The sequence below is a fragment of the Roseateles sp. PN1 genome (assembly GCF_038419725.1).
In the GTDB taxonomy this organism is placed as follows: Bacteria; Pseudomonadota; Gammaproteobacteria; order Burkholderiales; family Burkholderiaceae_C; genus Paucibacter_A.
The window spans coordinates 696,329-711,953 of record NZ_JBCARA010000001.1 but is presented as its reverse complement, the minus strand read 5'-3'; the positions used below and the strand labels follow the sequence as shown (position 1 = coordinate 711,953).

Annotated in this window: 7 protein-coding genes; 3 read left to right on the top strand and 4 right to left on the bottom strand. The window is 64.8% G+C overall.

Annotation, left to right across the window (positions count from 1 at the left end):
* Together AABB87_RS02740 and AABB87_RS02735 are read right to left on the bottom strand one after the other, a co-directional pair.
* Positions 1-5,228 (bottom strand): YDG domain-containing protein (locus AABB87_RS02740; protein WP_341969660.1); only part of this gene is annotated, 5,228 nt, incomplete at its 3' end.
* Positions 5,229-5,297: 69 nt separating this feature from the next.
* Positions 5,298-7,034 (bottom strand): ShlB/FhaC/HecB family hemolysin secretion/activation protein, encoded by a 1,737-nt coding sequence (locus tag AABB87_RS02735; protein ID WP_341969658.1) that lies wholly within the window; start codon positions 7,032-7,034, stop codon positions 5,298-5,300.
* Between the two features lie 206 nt (positions 7,035-7,240).
* Between AABB87_RS02735 and AABB87_RS02730 the strand changes: the two genes are divergently transcribed.
* Together AABB87_RS02730 and AABB87_RS02725 are read left to right on the top strand one after the other, a co-directional pair.
* Positions 7,241-8,161, top strand: coding sequence for a DNA-binding response regulator (locus AABB87_RS02730; protein ID WP_341969656.1), 921 nt, complete (start codon positions 7,241-7,243; stop codon positions 8,159-8,161).
* Positions 8,155-10,548: a sensor histidine kinase gene (locus AABB87_RS02725; protein WP_341969655.1), complete on the top strand. Its 2,394-nt coding sequence runs from the start codon at positions 8,155-8,157 to the stop codon at positions 10,546-10,548. Before AABB87_RS02730 ends, AABB87_RS02725 begins: the two co-directional genes overlap by 7 nt.
* Before the next feature lie 104 nt (positions 10,549-10,652).
* Here the strand turns inward: AABB87_RS02725 and AABB87_RS02720 are convergent, their stop codons facing one another.
* Positions 10,653-13,676, bottom strand: coding sequence for a VIT domain-containing protein (locus AABB87_RS02720; RefSeq protein WP_341969654.1), 3,024 nt, complete (start codon positions 13,674-13,676; stop codon positions 10,653-10,655).
* 199 nt (positions 13,677-13,875) lie between these two features.
* The gene (locus AABB87_RS02715) at positions 13,876-14,307 is read right to left on the bottom strand and encodes a MerR family transcriptional regulator (protein ID WP_341969652.1); all 432 of its coding nucleotides are present in this window, start codon (positions 14,305-14,307) and stop codon (positions 13,876-13,878) included.
* A gap of 93 nt (positions 14,308-14,400) precedes the next feature.
* Between AABB87_RS02715 and AABB87_RS02710 the strand changes: the two genes are divergently transcribed.
* Positions 14,401-15,459 (top strand): MBL fold metallo-hydrolase, encoded by a 1,059-nt coding sequence (locus tag AABB87_RS02710; RefSeq protein ID WP_341969650.1) that lies wholly within the window; start codon positions 14,401-14,403, stop codon positions 15,457-15,459.
* The last annotated feature ends 166 nt before the right edge of the window (positions 15,460-15,625 follow it).

The following is a 15,625-nucleotide window of genomic DNA, read 5'->3' as shown; positions in this document are numbered from 1 at the left end:
GTGATGTCGCCCTTGGCCTGCACTTGCGCGCCGGCCAGCTGATAGTTGCCGGCGTCGGCACCGGCCAAGCCCAGCGTTACCGTCACGTCCTTGGCCTTGCCGGCGTTCTTGTCGGCAAACTCACCGCTGCGCGTCGAGTCGACCTGATCACCGTCGATCAAGCCTTGCAGCTTGCCGCCGGAGACTTCAGCGTTGCGATTGCCGTCATAGACCTTGGCGGCAACAGCCACCGCACCCGCGGTCACCGTCTTGGGCGTGATGTCGCCCTTGGCCTGCACTTGCGCGCCGGCCAGCTGATAGTTGCCGGCGTCGGCACCGGCCAAGCCCAGCGTCACCGCCACGTCCTTGGCTTTGCCGGCGTTCTTGTCGGCAAACTCACCGCTGCGGCTTGTATCGACCTGGTCGCCGTCGATCAAGCCTTGCAGCTTGCCGCCGGTCACCTCGGCTTGGCGATTGCCGTCGTAGACCTTGGTCGCAACGGCAACAGCGCCCGCCGTCACGGTCTTGGGCGTGATGTCACCTTTGGCGACGACGCTGTCGCTGGCCAGTTGATAGTTGCCGGCGTCGGCGCCGCTCAAGGCCAGCTTGACATTCACGTCCTTGGCCACGCCGGCGTTCTTGTTGAGGAACTCGGCGCTCAGATTGAAGCCCAATTGTTCGCCATCCACACCGCCGGCCAATTGGCCGCCGCTGACTTGGGCGCTGGTCGTGCCGTCGTAGACCTTGGTCGACACCTTCACATCGGCCACCGACACGCTCTTGGGCGTGATGCTGGCCTGGGTGGCGCTGTCAAAGCTGTAATTGCCCGCGTCGGCGCCGATCAGGCTCAGGCCGGCGATGCTGACCGCCTTGTCTTTGCCGACATTCTTGTTGGCAAAGCTGGCCGCACCGCCACTGGTTTGAACCTCGTCGCCAAGCACCAAGCCCTGCAGGCTCACCTTGCCCAATTCAGCGCTCAGCTTGCCGTCATAGACCTTGTCTTTGACCGAACCGATCGCCGCGCCAATGTGCTTGGGCGTGATCTCGCCGATGGCGCCGCTGGCGGTGTCGCTTTGCAAGGCATAGCCGTACACGGCAACAGTGCCATTGCTCGCTTGACCCAGAACGATGCCGTCGACGCTGACCTGCTTGCTCTGCCCCACATTTTTGTTGCCATAGCGCGCTTGGCCGCCCACGGTATACGCCACTTGGTCGCCGTCGATGGTGCCGCTGTGGGCAAAGTTGCCAGCGCCCAGCGTGGCCTCGGTCTTGCCGTCGTAGACCTTGCTCGTCGTGCCTTGCAGGCTCACGCTGATCTTGGGCGCCACGGTGTAGAGGAAGCCGTCGCCGGTGCCCAGCACGGTGCTGCTCGTCGTCGCTTGATACTGCTTGAACTGATAGGCCAGACCGCCACGTTCGTCAGCCGTTGGCGTGGTCGAGTAGACATGCCAGTGGCCTGCCGTGGCTTGCAGGGCTTGCGCACCCGCCTCGTTGCGGAAGTTGCGGCCTGCGGCCAGCAATAGCGGTGTGGCCGCGGCGCTCGCGTTATCCGCCTTGACGGCTTGCTTCAACACAATGTCCGAAGCCGCGCCTTGGGCGCGCACATCCACCGTGCGTGCAGCGTGAATGCCGTCCAGCCCATCGGCGCGGCCCACAGTCAGGCTGCGACCCGTATTGAACTGCAAGCTGCCCACATCGGCCGCGATCTCGCCCACGTGATGCACGCTGCTGTTCAGGGCCACATCGCCACCGCTACTGCGCAGCGCCAGCTTGGGGGCGCTGATCCGCCCACTGCCCGCAATGCCCGCGCCAGCCTTGTCATTCAAAGACATCGTGCCACCGGCCGAGAGCGCTTGATTCAGTTGCAACCCCGCTTGCTCGGCCGACAGGAACAGGCTTCCAGAACCGACGCGCTGCGTGCCCTGCTGCACCAAGGTGCGGCCGGCCACCTCCAGGCGATCACTCACGAACACGGTCAAGCCTGCCAGCTTCACATCGTCGTCCGTGGCTTTGACTCGCATCACTTGGATGGCATCGAAGGCTTGGACGCTCCTCTCGCTCAGCTGGGCGCTTTGGCCGCCAAGCTCAAACGAAGCATGGGCACCAGCCAGAGTGAACTCGACCGTGGCATTGGACTGTCCGCTGACTGCGGCCATGCCCCCTGCATCAGCAGCAAGAAAGCCCGTCCCGGCTTGCAACTGGAGCGTGCTGTTAGTGCTATTGAAGGCAATGGGGGCCTTCAAGTTCAGCTGCCCGCTTGCATTCAAGGCGACGTTGACATTCTTGCCGGCATTGATGCTCAGGCCATTGAGTCCATCCACCGCGCCCAGCGCCCAATCGGCCGTACTGCTGCGAACATCGGTGTCACCACCGACCTTCAGCGCCAACTTCTTGAAATTGAAGCTGCTGTCGCTCAGCACCGCGCCGCCACCGGCAGTCACAGCCAGATTCTCTGCGGCCACGCCGCCGTCACGGCCGATGACTTGCTGGCCGCTCAGCAAATGAACGCTGGTGGCGGTGGTGCTGATGTCGCTGTCGAACACCAGATTGCCGCCATCTTCACGGCCCACAGCCAGCGTGGCGGCGTTGACGTGACCCAGGGTGGCATTGTTCAAGCCAGTGCCCAGATGCAAGTCGTTCGAGGCCGTCATCTGGCGGATGGTGACCTTGCCCGCGCCATTCTTCGCATCAACCGCTTGGCTGATGTTGATGGTGTCGCCGGTGAGGGTGATGTCACCCAAGGTATTGATCAGCTTGCCGGCGGTGATTTCCACCGTCTTGTTGACCATCTCGAAATGCCCGGAGGCCTTGCCATCAAAGTCGCTCGGCACACTGATGGTGCCGGTGCCGTCTTCCCGGCCAACGGTCAGGTTCTTGATGCCTGGCAGCTTGTCCAGGGTGGCCTTTGACGCAAAGCCATTGGCGTCGCCCAAGACCATATCGGTGCTAGCCGTGGCGGGCTCCAAACGCAGCGAAGCGGTGCTGAGGTTGTTCAGGGTCGCTGTGCCCCAGTCAATCTTGTTGGCGCGCAGGGTCAGCACACCGGTGCCGGTGTCCATATTGATGTTGACGGCGCCGAAGTTGATATTGCCGTCGGTGTGGATGCTGGCCCCACCCCGGAAGATGAACGGCGTGTCCACATTGACATCGCCGCTGACCGAGAGCAAGCCAGCCAGGATCTTGTTGCCATTGGTATAGCCGCCGTCACCCCTGAAGAAGATACGACCGGCGTCCAGCACCATGCTGGAGTTCAGCGTCACGTCACCGCTACCGGTGGAGACGTAAAAGTTGCCACCATGGGTGGTGACAGGCGCATTCAAGGTGAAAAAGCCGGCGCCGCCATTGTCGGAGTCGGCCCAGATACGGACATAGCCGCCCTGCGTCTGAATGGCCCCGCCCACCGTGGCGCCGTCTGCGCCAAAGAGGGTGATCGAGGCCGCAGCCGGCGAACCGCTGCCGGGAGCGTTGACGTTGTGCGTCGGCAAAGTGCCCACATTGCTGCCCGTGCCGTGAGCAATCAGCTTGGGAGTATTCAAGACACGACCGCTATTGGTCGCACCCGCAACCAGCATCAAACTGCCCGTACCCGAGACCTCCAACGTGTTGGCGGCGTTGGCAAACATCAAGTCGGTGTAAGCGGCGAATGAGCCATCACTCAGCCCCGCTGGCGGTGTCAATTGCCCACCATTGCCTGTGCCGGCTTCGATGCGCAGGCTCACATTGGACTGCATGCTGATCTTGCCGTCACCACCATTGAGGAACAGATCATTGACCAGGATGTCGCCCGTCGCCTGCAGCAGCACATTGGCGTTCTGGGCCTCGATGTCTTTCTCAAACACCTGCGAGCCGCTCAGCGAACCCGATCCACTGCCGCCACCACTGATCTCCAAGGTGGAGGGGTCCAAGAGCAAATCGCCCGTCCGGCCCTTGGCTGCGCGCGCATCCGTGCGGCCGCTGTACTGCAGGACCTGCTTGCCCGACACCTCCGCGCGGCCACCGTCGCCGCCCTGCGCGCCGCCGCGCACCGAGATATTGCCGGCGAACTGGGTCTTGTCATCGGACCAGAACACCACCTCACCGCCCTTGCCGACGTCGACAGCATCGGCCTTGGCCTGCACGCTGGCATCGGCCTGCACGCTCGTGGCATTGCGCACATTAGCGTCCTTACCTTGCCAGCCACCGCCGACCTGGATCTGGCCGCCGCCCGTGGCGCCGCTGGCGTCCAACTGAGCGCCGCCGTCCAGACGCAGATGCTCGCCTTGCACCGTGATCGTGCCGCCCTGGGCAGCGCCAGAGCTGGCGTCCAGGCGGCCGCTGACATGCACCTCGCCTTGCTCGCCACCGTCGAGCAAGATCCGGCCGCCGCGCGCCACCAGGCTTTTCGCCTCGATCACGCCGCTGTTATTGACCACGCTGGCCTGCAAGGCGTTGGCGCTGCGGGCGCTCAAGACCACCGTGCCGGCCGCGATCTGGCCGCTGTTGTCCACCAGCGCGTCCAGCGCGGCGCGCTCGATCGCCAGGGACACCAAGCCGTCGCGGCCGAAGTCCAAGGCCATCTTGTCGCCTGCGCCCATCAGCACCTGGCCGGCAGCCACACTGCCTTCATTGCGCACCACGGGGGCCAGCAAGGCCACCACGCCGCCCTGGGCCTGGATCTGACCTAGATTGACCACGCTGCCTGCCACGCCTTCCGCAGCGAAGCTGGCTTTGCCGCCCATGAAGTCGGCATCCTTGATGTTCAGGCTGCTGGCCACCAGGCCGCCCACATTGACTTGCGCGCCTTTTCCGAAGACCACGCCGCTGGCGTTGATCAGCCAAACTTGACCGTTAGCACTCAACTCGCCCTGGATCTGTGTCGGTGCGCCACCAGTGATGCGGTTCAGCGCGATCGCTTGCGCATTGGGCTGGGCGAACGTGACCTTGGACTTGTCGCCGATATTGAACTCTTGCCAGTTCAGGATAGCGCGCTGGCTCTGCTGCTGCACCGTCAGCTGATTGCCGTTTTGCGTCACCGTGGCTTGGCCACCAGCCAGTTGCGCGCCCTTGGGCAAGGCGCTGGCCAGCAAGCTGGGATCAGGCCCGGCCCCGGCGCCTGCGGCATGGGCCGCACCGGCCAGCAAGACGCTGGCCAAGAGGCCACTGCTGGCGCGCTTGCCGCGGCCTTTGCAGTGTTCGGCGACGGCCACATAAGTGCCGGTGACTTCATTCCAAACCAGGCGATAGGCGTGGTTCATGGAGGCTTTTTTCATTGCGTGTAATCCTCAGAATTCTTTGTTTTTTGCTTGAGCGGTTTGGCCTTTTGGCGCTTGGGCCAAGCCTCAGAAGCGCGCCTGCACCTGCACCCACAGGCGATAGCGCTCCTGGCGGCCATCAGCTTCCAGGCCGGTGGCCGGGTTGCGGCCGGCGTTCTCGCCCAGCGCGCGGGCCACGCCAGTGCGCACACTCCATGACTGCGCGAACAAGTTCAGGCCCAGGCCCACGCCGTGCAGTGAGTAACTATTGGGCTGGCCCAGCAATGAGCCGACCCAGGGGCTGGCGTGCTGCGTGATGCTGCCGCTATCCACAAAGGCCAGGGCTTGCGCGCGCACATCGCCATGGAACATGAAGTCCTGACGCAGCTCGCCGTTGAAGACCCAGCCGCTGTCACCCACCGCCTCGCCGACGGCGTAGGAACGCACGCCGCTGGGGCCACCCAGCATGAACTTCTCCGACGAATCGAGATTGCGCGAAGCCTGCTGGCCATTGAGCGCGGCATACACGCTCAGGCCGCTCAAGCCCCAACCCGCGGCCACGCTTTGGCTGCGCGCCAGGCGCCAGCTCAGCTTGTGGAAACCGCCCTGGGTGCGCGCGCTCAAGGCGTCCGCCGCTTGATCCCCAGCGTTGGCGGCCAGATTGACCTGGCCGATGCTCAGTCCAGCACTGAACTCGTTGAGGCCGCCGCCCAACACGGAATCCCAAGCGGACCCGCTCAGGCCAGCGCCCAGGCGGTGCAGGCGGCGCTCGCGCAGCGACAAGCCCAGGGCCTGGTCACTCAACTGCTTGCGTTCCGCATCCAGGCTCAGCCACAGATTCTGTTCACGGCCGCGCAGCAAGGGATAGCTCAGCCCCGCCGTCAGCGATTGGGCAGAACCGCGCAGATCGAGGCGGTCCAGCTCCTGGCCGACCTTGTAGCGCAGATAAGAGCCCGCCAGATTGGCGCGCAGGCCGGCGGGGTTCAGCGCAAAGCCATAGCTCAGTGCCGCCTGCTGTGTGCCTTCACTGGCGCTCAGGCTCAGGCTGGCGACATCTTCCAGGCCCAAGGGGCGGTTCCAGAAGCCTTGCGCCCCCACGCGCACCGCGCCGGTGTAGCGGTTGCTGAAGTTGTCGGCAAGCACGCTGCCGCTCAGGGTGGGCAGCTCTTCGGCCGTGATGATGACCCGGCTCGTGCCCGGCTCCACGCCCTTGTCCAGGGTGGCGCGGGCGCTGACGCCTGGCACATCGTTGATCAAAAGAATGGCGCGCTCAATCTGCTCGCCGCGCACCGCACCTGCCGGCATGGCGGCGTTGGCAATGGCCATCAAGCGGGTGTTCAGGCCGGCGTCTTTGCCGAGCACTTGCACCCGGCCGGCACCCGACTCCAGCCGGCCCACCAGCACGGCGATCTCCAGCACACCTTCGCTGAGGTCTTGCGGCGGCAGATAGGCTCGCGCCAGCATGAAACCGCGTGCCTGCAATTGGGCCGTGACGCGGGCGGCGAGCGCCTGCAACTCAGCATGGTTGAGCGAGCGGCCCAGGCGATCGGCCACCCAGGCTTGCTGATCAGCCTCACTCACCAGACCTTCAGTCCCGGTGAAACGCACCTGCTTGATCTGCACTTTGAAGCCGCCGGATTGCGCGGCTTGTGCGGCCTCGCTTTCCAATAGCGCGGGCTTGTTGGCCGGCTGCTGGCCAGGCTTGTTCAGGCGCTGCTGCTCATTGAGCAACTGGCCCGCGTCGGGCGCAGCCTGTACCAGCGACGTGGCCGCCAGCAGGCCCAAGGTGACGCCCAGGCAGGCGCGCAGTCGCTTCTTTTGCATTGTTGTCTTCATGGGAGTCGGTCGATGTCGGTGTTATCAGCCCGCTTTATCGGCCCGTGCCGAGGGGCAAGCCTTTGGCAAATTGCCCACCGGTCTTGGCAAAACGAATAGCGGCGAGAAAGCGGCTCTCCAGCGAAGAAGAAGTGCGCACATCGCACAAATCAAGCGGCGGACCGCCTGCTTGCGGGCCTACTCGGGTGGCCCTCATGCCCGACAATTCGCCCCCTATGTACGAGACCATCAGCACAGCCAGCACACCCGATACTCTGCACACCACCCAGGCGCCCATATCGGGCTCGGCGCTGGTGCCCCCCCTGATCCTGCTGGTGGACGACAAGCCCGAGGAGCTGCGCTGGCTCAACCAGCTTTTGCAACCTGACTTCCGTCTTGCTCTGGCCCACAACGGGCAGGCCGGCCTGCAGCGAGCCCAGGCCTTGCAGCCCGATCTGGTGTTGCTGGACATTGGCCTGCCGGATATGGACGGTTACGCCCTGTGTCGCCTGCTCAAGGCTGACCCGCTGACTTGCGCCGTTCCTGTGCTTTTCTTGAGCGCGCACAACTCCCCCGAACGGCGCATCCAAGGGCTGGGACTAGGCGCGGTGGATTTCATCAGCAAGCCGTTTCATCCCGAGGAAGTGCTGGCTCGGGTGCGTGTGCATCTGCGCTTGGCCGCACAGATTCGCCAACCCACGGTCGATGAGTCTGCCGCTACGGCGCCCGTCCGCAACCCGGACGAACTGCTGGTGCAGGCTGCCGCCCAGTACATCCGCGCGCATTTGAGTGAGACGCCCTCGGTGGCCCAGATCGCTCGGCAAGTGGGCCTGCACGAGAAGCGCCTGCTGGCCCTGTTCCGCGAGCATCTGGGGCAAACCATCTCGGGCTTTATCCGCGATGAGCGAGTCAGCACCGGGCAGCGCTTGCTGGCCGACACCGCCATGTCGGTGCAGGAGATCGCCTTCACCGTGGGTTTTGGCAACCCCGGCAATTTCGCCACCTCGTTTCGAGAGCGCACAGGCATGAGCCCGCAGGCCTATCGCCAGGGCCTGCGTGAGCAAGGGGGGCCAGCCAGCGCGCTTGGCGGGGATGCTGAGCACGAGAAGGTGGCGCCACAGGCTGATCAGTGTTGAGCAGCCTGCTGCGCAAGCTTCTGCGCACACAAGTGCTCGGCCTACTCCTCGTCGCGGCGTTCTTCAACGGCCACGCTCAAGCACAGCAAGCAAACACTGGCGCGGCTCTGCCCTCGCCGCAAGCTATCTTGCAGCTGCAAGCGCAAGATCAGGAGCAGCTGAAACTGCTGCCCTATCTGCAGATTTGGGTAGACCCCAGCGCGCGCCTGGGCCCGCAAGATGCGCAGCACCAGCGCTTTCGCCCCATGCAAAGCAGCGACAAGCACCCGGGCTATAGCGGCTCGGCCTATTGGCTGCGCCTGCGGCTTCACAACCCGGGCACCCAAAGCCTGAGCCGACATTTGCTGATCGAACCGGCCCGCTTGGAGGAAGTAGCGCTGTATCGCCAGCAAGCCGACGGCCATTGGCAAGTGAGCCACGCGGGCACCAGCCACCCCTTTGGCGCGCGTAAGCTAGCCATGCGGGAAAGCGCCTTCATCGTGCAACTGGCGCCCGGCCAGACGCAAACCTTGTTGCTGCGTGTTGCCAGCCGCAGCTCAGTGGCGCTGGAGGCAACGCTTTGGGATCCGCACGCCCTGCAAGTTCGATTCCCTGGCGGCCTGTGGGTGGACGGGGTCCTGGTCGGTGTCTCCCTGTTCCTGATGCTGCTGGCGGTGATGACCACCCATGTGCTGCGCGAGCCTGCCGCGATCTATATCGCCGCCCATATGCTGCTGGCCATTCTGTATGAGTCAGGCATGCGCGGCACCAGTTTCATGATTCTGTGGCCCAACGCTACCGACTGGGCCACTCGCAGCTTGGCCACCTTGGGCGGCCTTGCCGTGCTGTGCCAATGGCTGGCGGTGCGCCGCCTGCTTCACCTGCGCCGGCGCCAACCCCGCCTGCATCGCGGGCTGAACCTGATCGCCTGGCTCGGCCTGCTCACCCTTGGCCTATGCCTGGTTGGCGACTACCGCCTGGGCACGATCAGCAATTCGCTGCTTAACAGCTGCATGCTGCTGGGTCTGCTGCTGGCCTGCGTGCAAGCCGCTCGCGCGGGCCAGCGCCTGGCCTTGGTCTGGTTGCTGGCCCTGGGTACCCAGGCCCTGGGCATGCTGCCGCGTTATCTGGGACTGCTGGGCCTGTGGCCCCACGGGCCTTTGAGCGACTACGCGCCGCCGCTGATGATGGAGCTGGGCTGTTTGCTGGTGCTGATCGCCTTGATGCAGCGTTTTCACAAGCAACACCAACGCTATGAACGCGGGCTGGAAGCCGCTGTGGTGGAGCGCACCAAGGCGCTGGCCCAAGCCACCCGGCACGCCCAGGCCAGCGATGCGGCCAAGGGTCGGCTGCTGGGCTATATCGGCCACGATCTGCGCGCCCCCCTGGCCTCGGTCGTCCATGTCGCGCGTGAGATGCGGGTCGACCAGGCCTTTGACGCTGACCGCCGCGCCATCGAGCGCAGCGGCCTGCTGCTACTGGACATGATCGACGAGCTGCAGCGCTTCGCCAAAGCGCCGGAAAGCAGCGCCGTGCTGGAGATCCTGCCCGCGCCGGTCTATTTGCACGGGCTCTTGCACGACACGGTGGAGCAAGCGCAGGGCCTGGCCCGCAGCGCCGGCTGTCATATCGAATTGCGCTTGGCTGCGGAACTGCCCACCGTCGTTGAGCTGGACGCCAAGCGCCTGCGGCAAGTGCTTTTCAACCTACTCTCCAACGCCGCCAAGTTCAGCCGCGACAGCGCCATCGTCGTGCACGCCGGCACCGAGTCCGACGCGCCCGCGCGGTTGCAACTGCGCGTCAGCGACCAAGGCAGCGGCATCGCAGCTGAAGACCTGCCGTGGCTGTTCGAGCCCTTTGTACGCGCCAGCGCCAGCGCCCATCTGCCGGGCCTGGGCTTGGGCCTGAGCATCGCGCGCCAGATGGTGCAGGCCATGGGCGGGGACATCCGCGTGTGCAGCCAGCTCGGTGAAGGCAGCGAATTCAGCTTTGACCTGCCCCTTCAGCTGGCGGCCGAAGACGAAGTGCTGTGGCCGCCGCTGCTACGCCAGATCAGCATCGGCGAGGGCTTGTGCGCGCTGGTGCTCGACCCCTGCGAGACCGCCCGCGAAGCCTTGGCCGAACGCCTGAGCCTGGCGGGCTTCGACTGTCTGCAGGCCGCCGACCTGGATGAGGCGATGCAAATCGACGCCCCACTGGACCTGCTGGTCGTCGAGCCCGATGGCTTGCCGGGCGACTTGATCCAGGCGCTGGCGGGCTTGCGCAGCCGCCACGCACAGATGCGCGTGCTGTGCTGCAGCCGCCACTTGCCGCCGCAGCCCGATGCCGGCTGGCTTTGCAAGCCGGTGCAGGAGCAGGACTGGTGGGCCGCGCTGGCCTTGTGCATGGGCCAGCGTGGGCCGGCCTGAGCAAGTCGCACGGCATGGCGCTGCGCCGTGGCGAAACTAGCAGCAGCCCCCCAGGCAAATCTCAGCAGGACCGTGGCGGCGGCCCCATGCGGGGTGCAAAGCACTCAGGGCTTGGTCTGAGTGGGCAGGCCGACGTCAAAGGTGCCGACCAAGATTTCGTCCCTGGGATTTTGCAGCCGCAGAATCACCTGGCGGTCTTGCTGCTTCTTGCTGCCAAAGCCGGTGCTGAGTTGCAGCATCAAGCTGGGCGCACCGCTGATGACTTGGCGGCTGCTACCAAAGAATTTGGCGCGCACTTCGTAGCGCCCGGGCTTGGCCACCTTGAGCGAGTACACCTCGGGCCCATAACCCCGCACGGCGTCACGCGAGATACGCCCCCCTTGGTAGCTCAGGGGCTGCGCGTAGCTCACCCATTCGCCGTTGGGATCCTTCACCCACAGGTCCAAGTCCACATTGTCGGCGTCCCAAGCAAGCACCACGCGCAGATCGAGCGGGAGGTTGTGCTGCAGGCGGGGATCGATGATGGCCGTGTCCAGCCCAGGATGCTGAGCAGCAATGGCGTTGAGTTCATTGAGGGCGATCAGGTCGATATCGGGAAAGCGTGCATCCCATTGGCCGGTGGCGGTTTCCCACAAGGCTTCAATCGCCTTTTGGTACTGGCCGTTGGCCGCGTAGGCCAGGCCCAGATCGCGTGAGGACTGGGGCTCGTCTGGCGCGATCTCAGCCACCCGGCGCAAGACCCGCAGGGCTTCGGCCTTGGCACCCATCTCTTGCAAGCGATAGGCCAGGATGCGCAGCACGCTGCGGTTTTCGGCCTCGATTTCAGCCAGGTTTGACAGCACGCGCAAGGCCAGATCGAGCTGACCCTTGGCCTTGAACACTTCGGCGGCATCCAGGAAGAAGGCCGTGCTGGCCGCATTCTGCGGGCGCTCGTCCAAATAGATGGCGTAGCGATCTTGGGCCTGCGCTTCGGCCAAGCGCTTTTGGTAGCGCGTGTCGGGTACCCAGGCTTGCAGGCGGATGGTGGTCACTGCCTGGCCTTGGCGCTGGGGAGCCGCAACAACGCCACTGCGTTCGCGGGCCGAGTTGGGGTCGGCAGAGAAGGCTTGCGCAGGCGCAGCCATAGGCGCAGGTGCTGGCGCAGCCATTGCAGGGGGCGGGCTCAGCATGAGCTCAGGTGGGCGCGCAAAGTGCGGCGGGGGCGGCGGAACGCCTCGCTCGCCCTCGATCCCTTCCAGGGGCGCATGCTTGGAGGCCGGTCGCGCCTTCTTCGGGAAGTCTTTGGCCCACCAGGCCTCAAACTCGGCAAAGCGCTGAGCCAAGGCGTCCAGTCGCTGAGTCTTGCTGGCCAACTTGGCCGACTGGCCCCGCTCTCGCTGCTCAAGAAACGCTTGCCGCCACGGACCGGCGGGCGGGGTGATATCGAAGCGAATGAAGTCCGCCAAGGACTCCAGAACAATCAGCGAGGTTTCTGGCGTGACGATGCCAAAGCGCTGGCCCAAGCTTTGAATCTCGGCCTTGTGCAAATGCGCTTGGCCAAGCATCTCGGCCACACGCAGCTGCGCCCAGCGCTTGGCCGCAAAGTCGGATGCGCCTTCCGCGGATGGCGGTGGGGCTTGCAGGGTCAGCGCCTTGCGCTGGGTTTGTCCATTGGCGCCCTCAAACACAAGATCCAGCGTGGCGCTCGCGGCTGTGAGGCGCGCGGCGATCAGCATGCGGCCATCTTCGGGGTAGCGCGACGGGACGGCCCAATCGGCAAAGCCCTCGCCTTCGACGCGGGCCAGACGCAGGCTTTGCTGCTGCACGGCCCCTAAAGCTTGCGCAGGCTCTTGCCTGAACAGGTCGAGCAAGACGCCGCCACGGCGCTCGGCCCATTGGCGCAAGTACAGCGCGTTGGCCGTGGTGCTGGCATTGACGGCAAAGGCCGCCGGGCCATCTTTTGCCGGCTCGGCGGGGCTATCGCCCCAGTTGCCCAAGCCATCAGAAAACAGCAAGGTCAGCCCCTTGCCGGCGGGCATGGGGATGGGTTCTGACCAGAGCGCAGCGTTGCTAGCACCGTCATAGGCGGTGGCCTCCAGCGCTTCACGCAGTAGGCGCCAGTCGCCGTCCCTGACCGCAAATTGGCGCAGCGGTTCGGCGGCGTCGCGCACCACGCGCAGATGCACGGTGGCCTGGGGCTGCCACTTGAACAGCGCCGCCAGCAATTGAAACTCACGCGCGTGGTCGCGGCGAAGGCCGGAACCGGAGGCATCCCACACCAGGGCAATGTGCTCCGGTTTGGCGCGTGCCAGCGTTTGGCTGGGCACTTGCAGTTCGGCATGCATATAGCCGCGGCCCTCGATGCGGCTGGTGAGCACGGTGTCGCGCTGCACAGCAGGCCAGGCAAGGCCCTCAGACGTCAACTGCTCAGACGAGGCTAGAAAGGCCGCTCTTTGCAGGCTGACCAAAGTGCTATCACCCTCGGTTCGCACATCCGCCGCGGCCAAGCCCTCCCCCAGGCTTATCTGTTGAGCTTGAACGGCTGGCAGGCTCACCTGCACTTGCAAGGCCTGGGCGGGCGTGCCCGCAAAATTCAGCGGCAGGCGCAAATGCTGGCGGCCGTCATTGCCGACGGGCAGCCATTCCTGCAGCTCAATTTGCACCTGACGCGGCCTCTTAGGCGCCAGGGGGTAGATGCGCAGCTTGAACTGCTCACCCGCGGTTTGCTCCAGCAGCGCGGGGTCAACCCGTTGGCGCACGACCGTTTCAAAGACCTCGCGGCCACGCGCTTTGGGCACGGGCACGGCCTTCATCATGCTGCCATCGGCCATTTCAAGTGAGAAGGCCTGCACGGTTTGCCCCTCACGCAAGGGGAACTGAAGCTCGCCCTCCAGCACCCGCGAATTGGGGTTGGTGAAGGTCAGGGTCAGCAAGGTGGTGGCCACGCTGCCGCGTACCTGGGTGCGCAGATCGGCACGCGTCAGCTCGATGGCGAGCTCCGACCCGCGCGCTTGAATCAAGGGTGGAAGGCGGGGCTGCGCCGGAGCGATGGCAGGTTCGGTGACCTGACCGGGCGCCGGCGGTGTCGCGGCATTGGCGGCCCTGGCTGCAAAAGGCAGCACGCTCAAGGCCAGAAAAGCCAGACTCAAGCGAAGTCTTGATGGAAAAGAAAGTGGCCCAAGTGTCATCGTGTTATCTCGTCGGCAGCCCAAAAAACGCCGCACCAGAATAACCCGCCAACCAGACGCCAGCGGCGTGATGAGCCTCGCATCGACCAGGGAAAATTGCCCCGATCAGCGGCGAGCGGCACCTCGCCTCAACCGCGCGCTTGCTTGAGAAAACCCAGCCTCAGGCCGCCGCGCTGTCCTTCAGCAAGCTCACGCAGCGCTGCTCATGCTGGCTGATCTCGGCCAGGGTGACTTCGATGTCGTCGAGCTGCTGCTCAAGTTGGCGGCGGTGCTGGCGCAGCACTTCGAGAAAGGCCTTGAGCTGCGGGGCGGCGCCGGTTTTGGCGTCGTACATGTCCACCAGCTGCTTGATTTCTTGCAGGGTCAGGCCCAGGCGCTTGCCGCGCAGCGTCAGCTTGAGGCGGGTGCGGTCGCGGTGCGAATAGACGCGGTTGCGGCCCGAGCGAGTGGGCTCCAGCAGGCCCATGTCTTCGTAGAAACGAATCGCGCGCGGGGTGATGTCGAACTCGGCCGCCAGCTCGGTGATGGTGAATAAGCGCGCCTGCCCTTCAGCAACACATGCAGCGGTGGCGGGGTTTGCGTTGGAAGTCATGGGATGCTGGCTAAACTGAGTGGACATTGACGTTAACGTCAACGGCAGTTTACCTGCCGCACAACAAGCCAACAGCGACAAGACAAGACCACCATGGCCAATTCCCGCGAGTCCGAACTGCACTACCCCTTGGGCGACGCCCTGCCCGCCCCTGGTGCCACCCTGGAGTTGGCGCCCGGCGTGCGCTGGCTGCGCATGGGACTGCCCTTTGCTCTGGACCACATCAATCTATGGCTGCTGCGCGATGAGATTGATGGTCAAGCGGGCTGGACCATCGTCGACTGCGGCGTCGCCAACCCGGCCACGCAAGCGCTTTGGGAGCAGGTGTTTGCCACCGAACTGGCGGGCCTGCCGGTGCTGCGTGTCATCGTCACCCACTTCCATCCCGACCACATCGGCCTGGCCGCCTGGCTGACCGAGAAATGGCAATGCCGCTTGTGGATCAGCGCGACCGATTTCCACTTGGCCCGGCTGGCCAGCGGCTCTACCGTGGGCATGGGCGGGCACAGCGCGGCGGCCTTCTTCGCCAGCCATGGCCTGGTCGATGAAGAATCGCTGGCCAAGATCCGCGGCCGCAGCAGCTACTACCCCAGCATGGTGCCCAGCGTGCCGGCCAGCTTCCGGCGCCTGATGAATGGCCTGCAACTCCAGATTGGCGGGCACAGCTGGCACTGCATCACCGGCTACGGCCACGCGCCCGAGCACATCAGCCTGCATTGCCCGGATTTGAGCCTGCTGATCTCCGGCGATATGGTGCTGCCGCGCATCTCCACCAATGTCAGCGTGGTGGATGTGGAACCCGAGGCCGACCCGCTGACGCTCTACCTCGACTCGATCCGCCAGATGCTGATGCTGCCGGCCGACACCTTGGTGCTGCCCGCGCATGGCAAGCCCTTCAGCGGCCTGCACGCCCGTGTGGATCAATTGCTGGAGCACCACGATGAACGCCTGGCCGATGTGATGCAGGCCTGTGCCGCCAAGCCCTGCCACGCGGCGGAGCTGCTGGACCTGCTGTTCAAACGCAAGCTCGATCTGCACCAGACCACTTTCGCCATGGGCGAGTCGGTGGCGCATCTGAATGCCTTGTGGTTGCAGGGCCGTCTGCAGCGCCGCCTGGATGCGGATGGCATTTACCGCTTCAGCACGAACTGAGGCGCCAACCTTCAGCACAAAGCTGAAGTGCATCGCTGAGGGGCAAAACTGAATTGCAAAGTGCAGCCCAGAAGTAGTGCCGCCGCTGAGGCGTGAACCCCAGCGGCGGCATGCAGTCTTCTTCTTTGACGTTCCCGCAAGCAGGGCCTGACTGCAAAGGCCTGCT

Excerpts from the sequence above, each read along its gene's own strand:
- AABB87_RS02710 (WP_341969650.1), top strand. The coding sequence starts at position 14,401 with ATGGCCAATTCCCGCGAGTCCGAACTGCACTACCCCTTGGGCGACGCC.
- AABB87_RS02715 (WP_341969652.1), bottom strand. The coding sequence starts at position 14,307 with ATGACTTCCAACGCAAACCCCGCCACCGCTGCATGTGTTGCTGAAGGG.
- AABB87_RS02730 (WP_341969656.1), top strand. The coding sequence starts at position 7,241 with ATGCCCGACAATTCGCCCCCTATGTACGAGACCATCAGCACAGCCAGC.
- AABB87_RS02735 (WP_341969658.1), bottom strand. The coding sequence starts at position 7,034 with ATGCAAAAGAAGCGACTGCGCGCCTGCCTGGGCGTCACCTTGGGCCTG.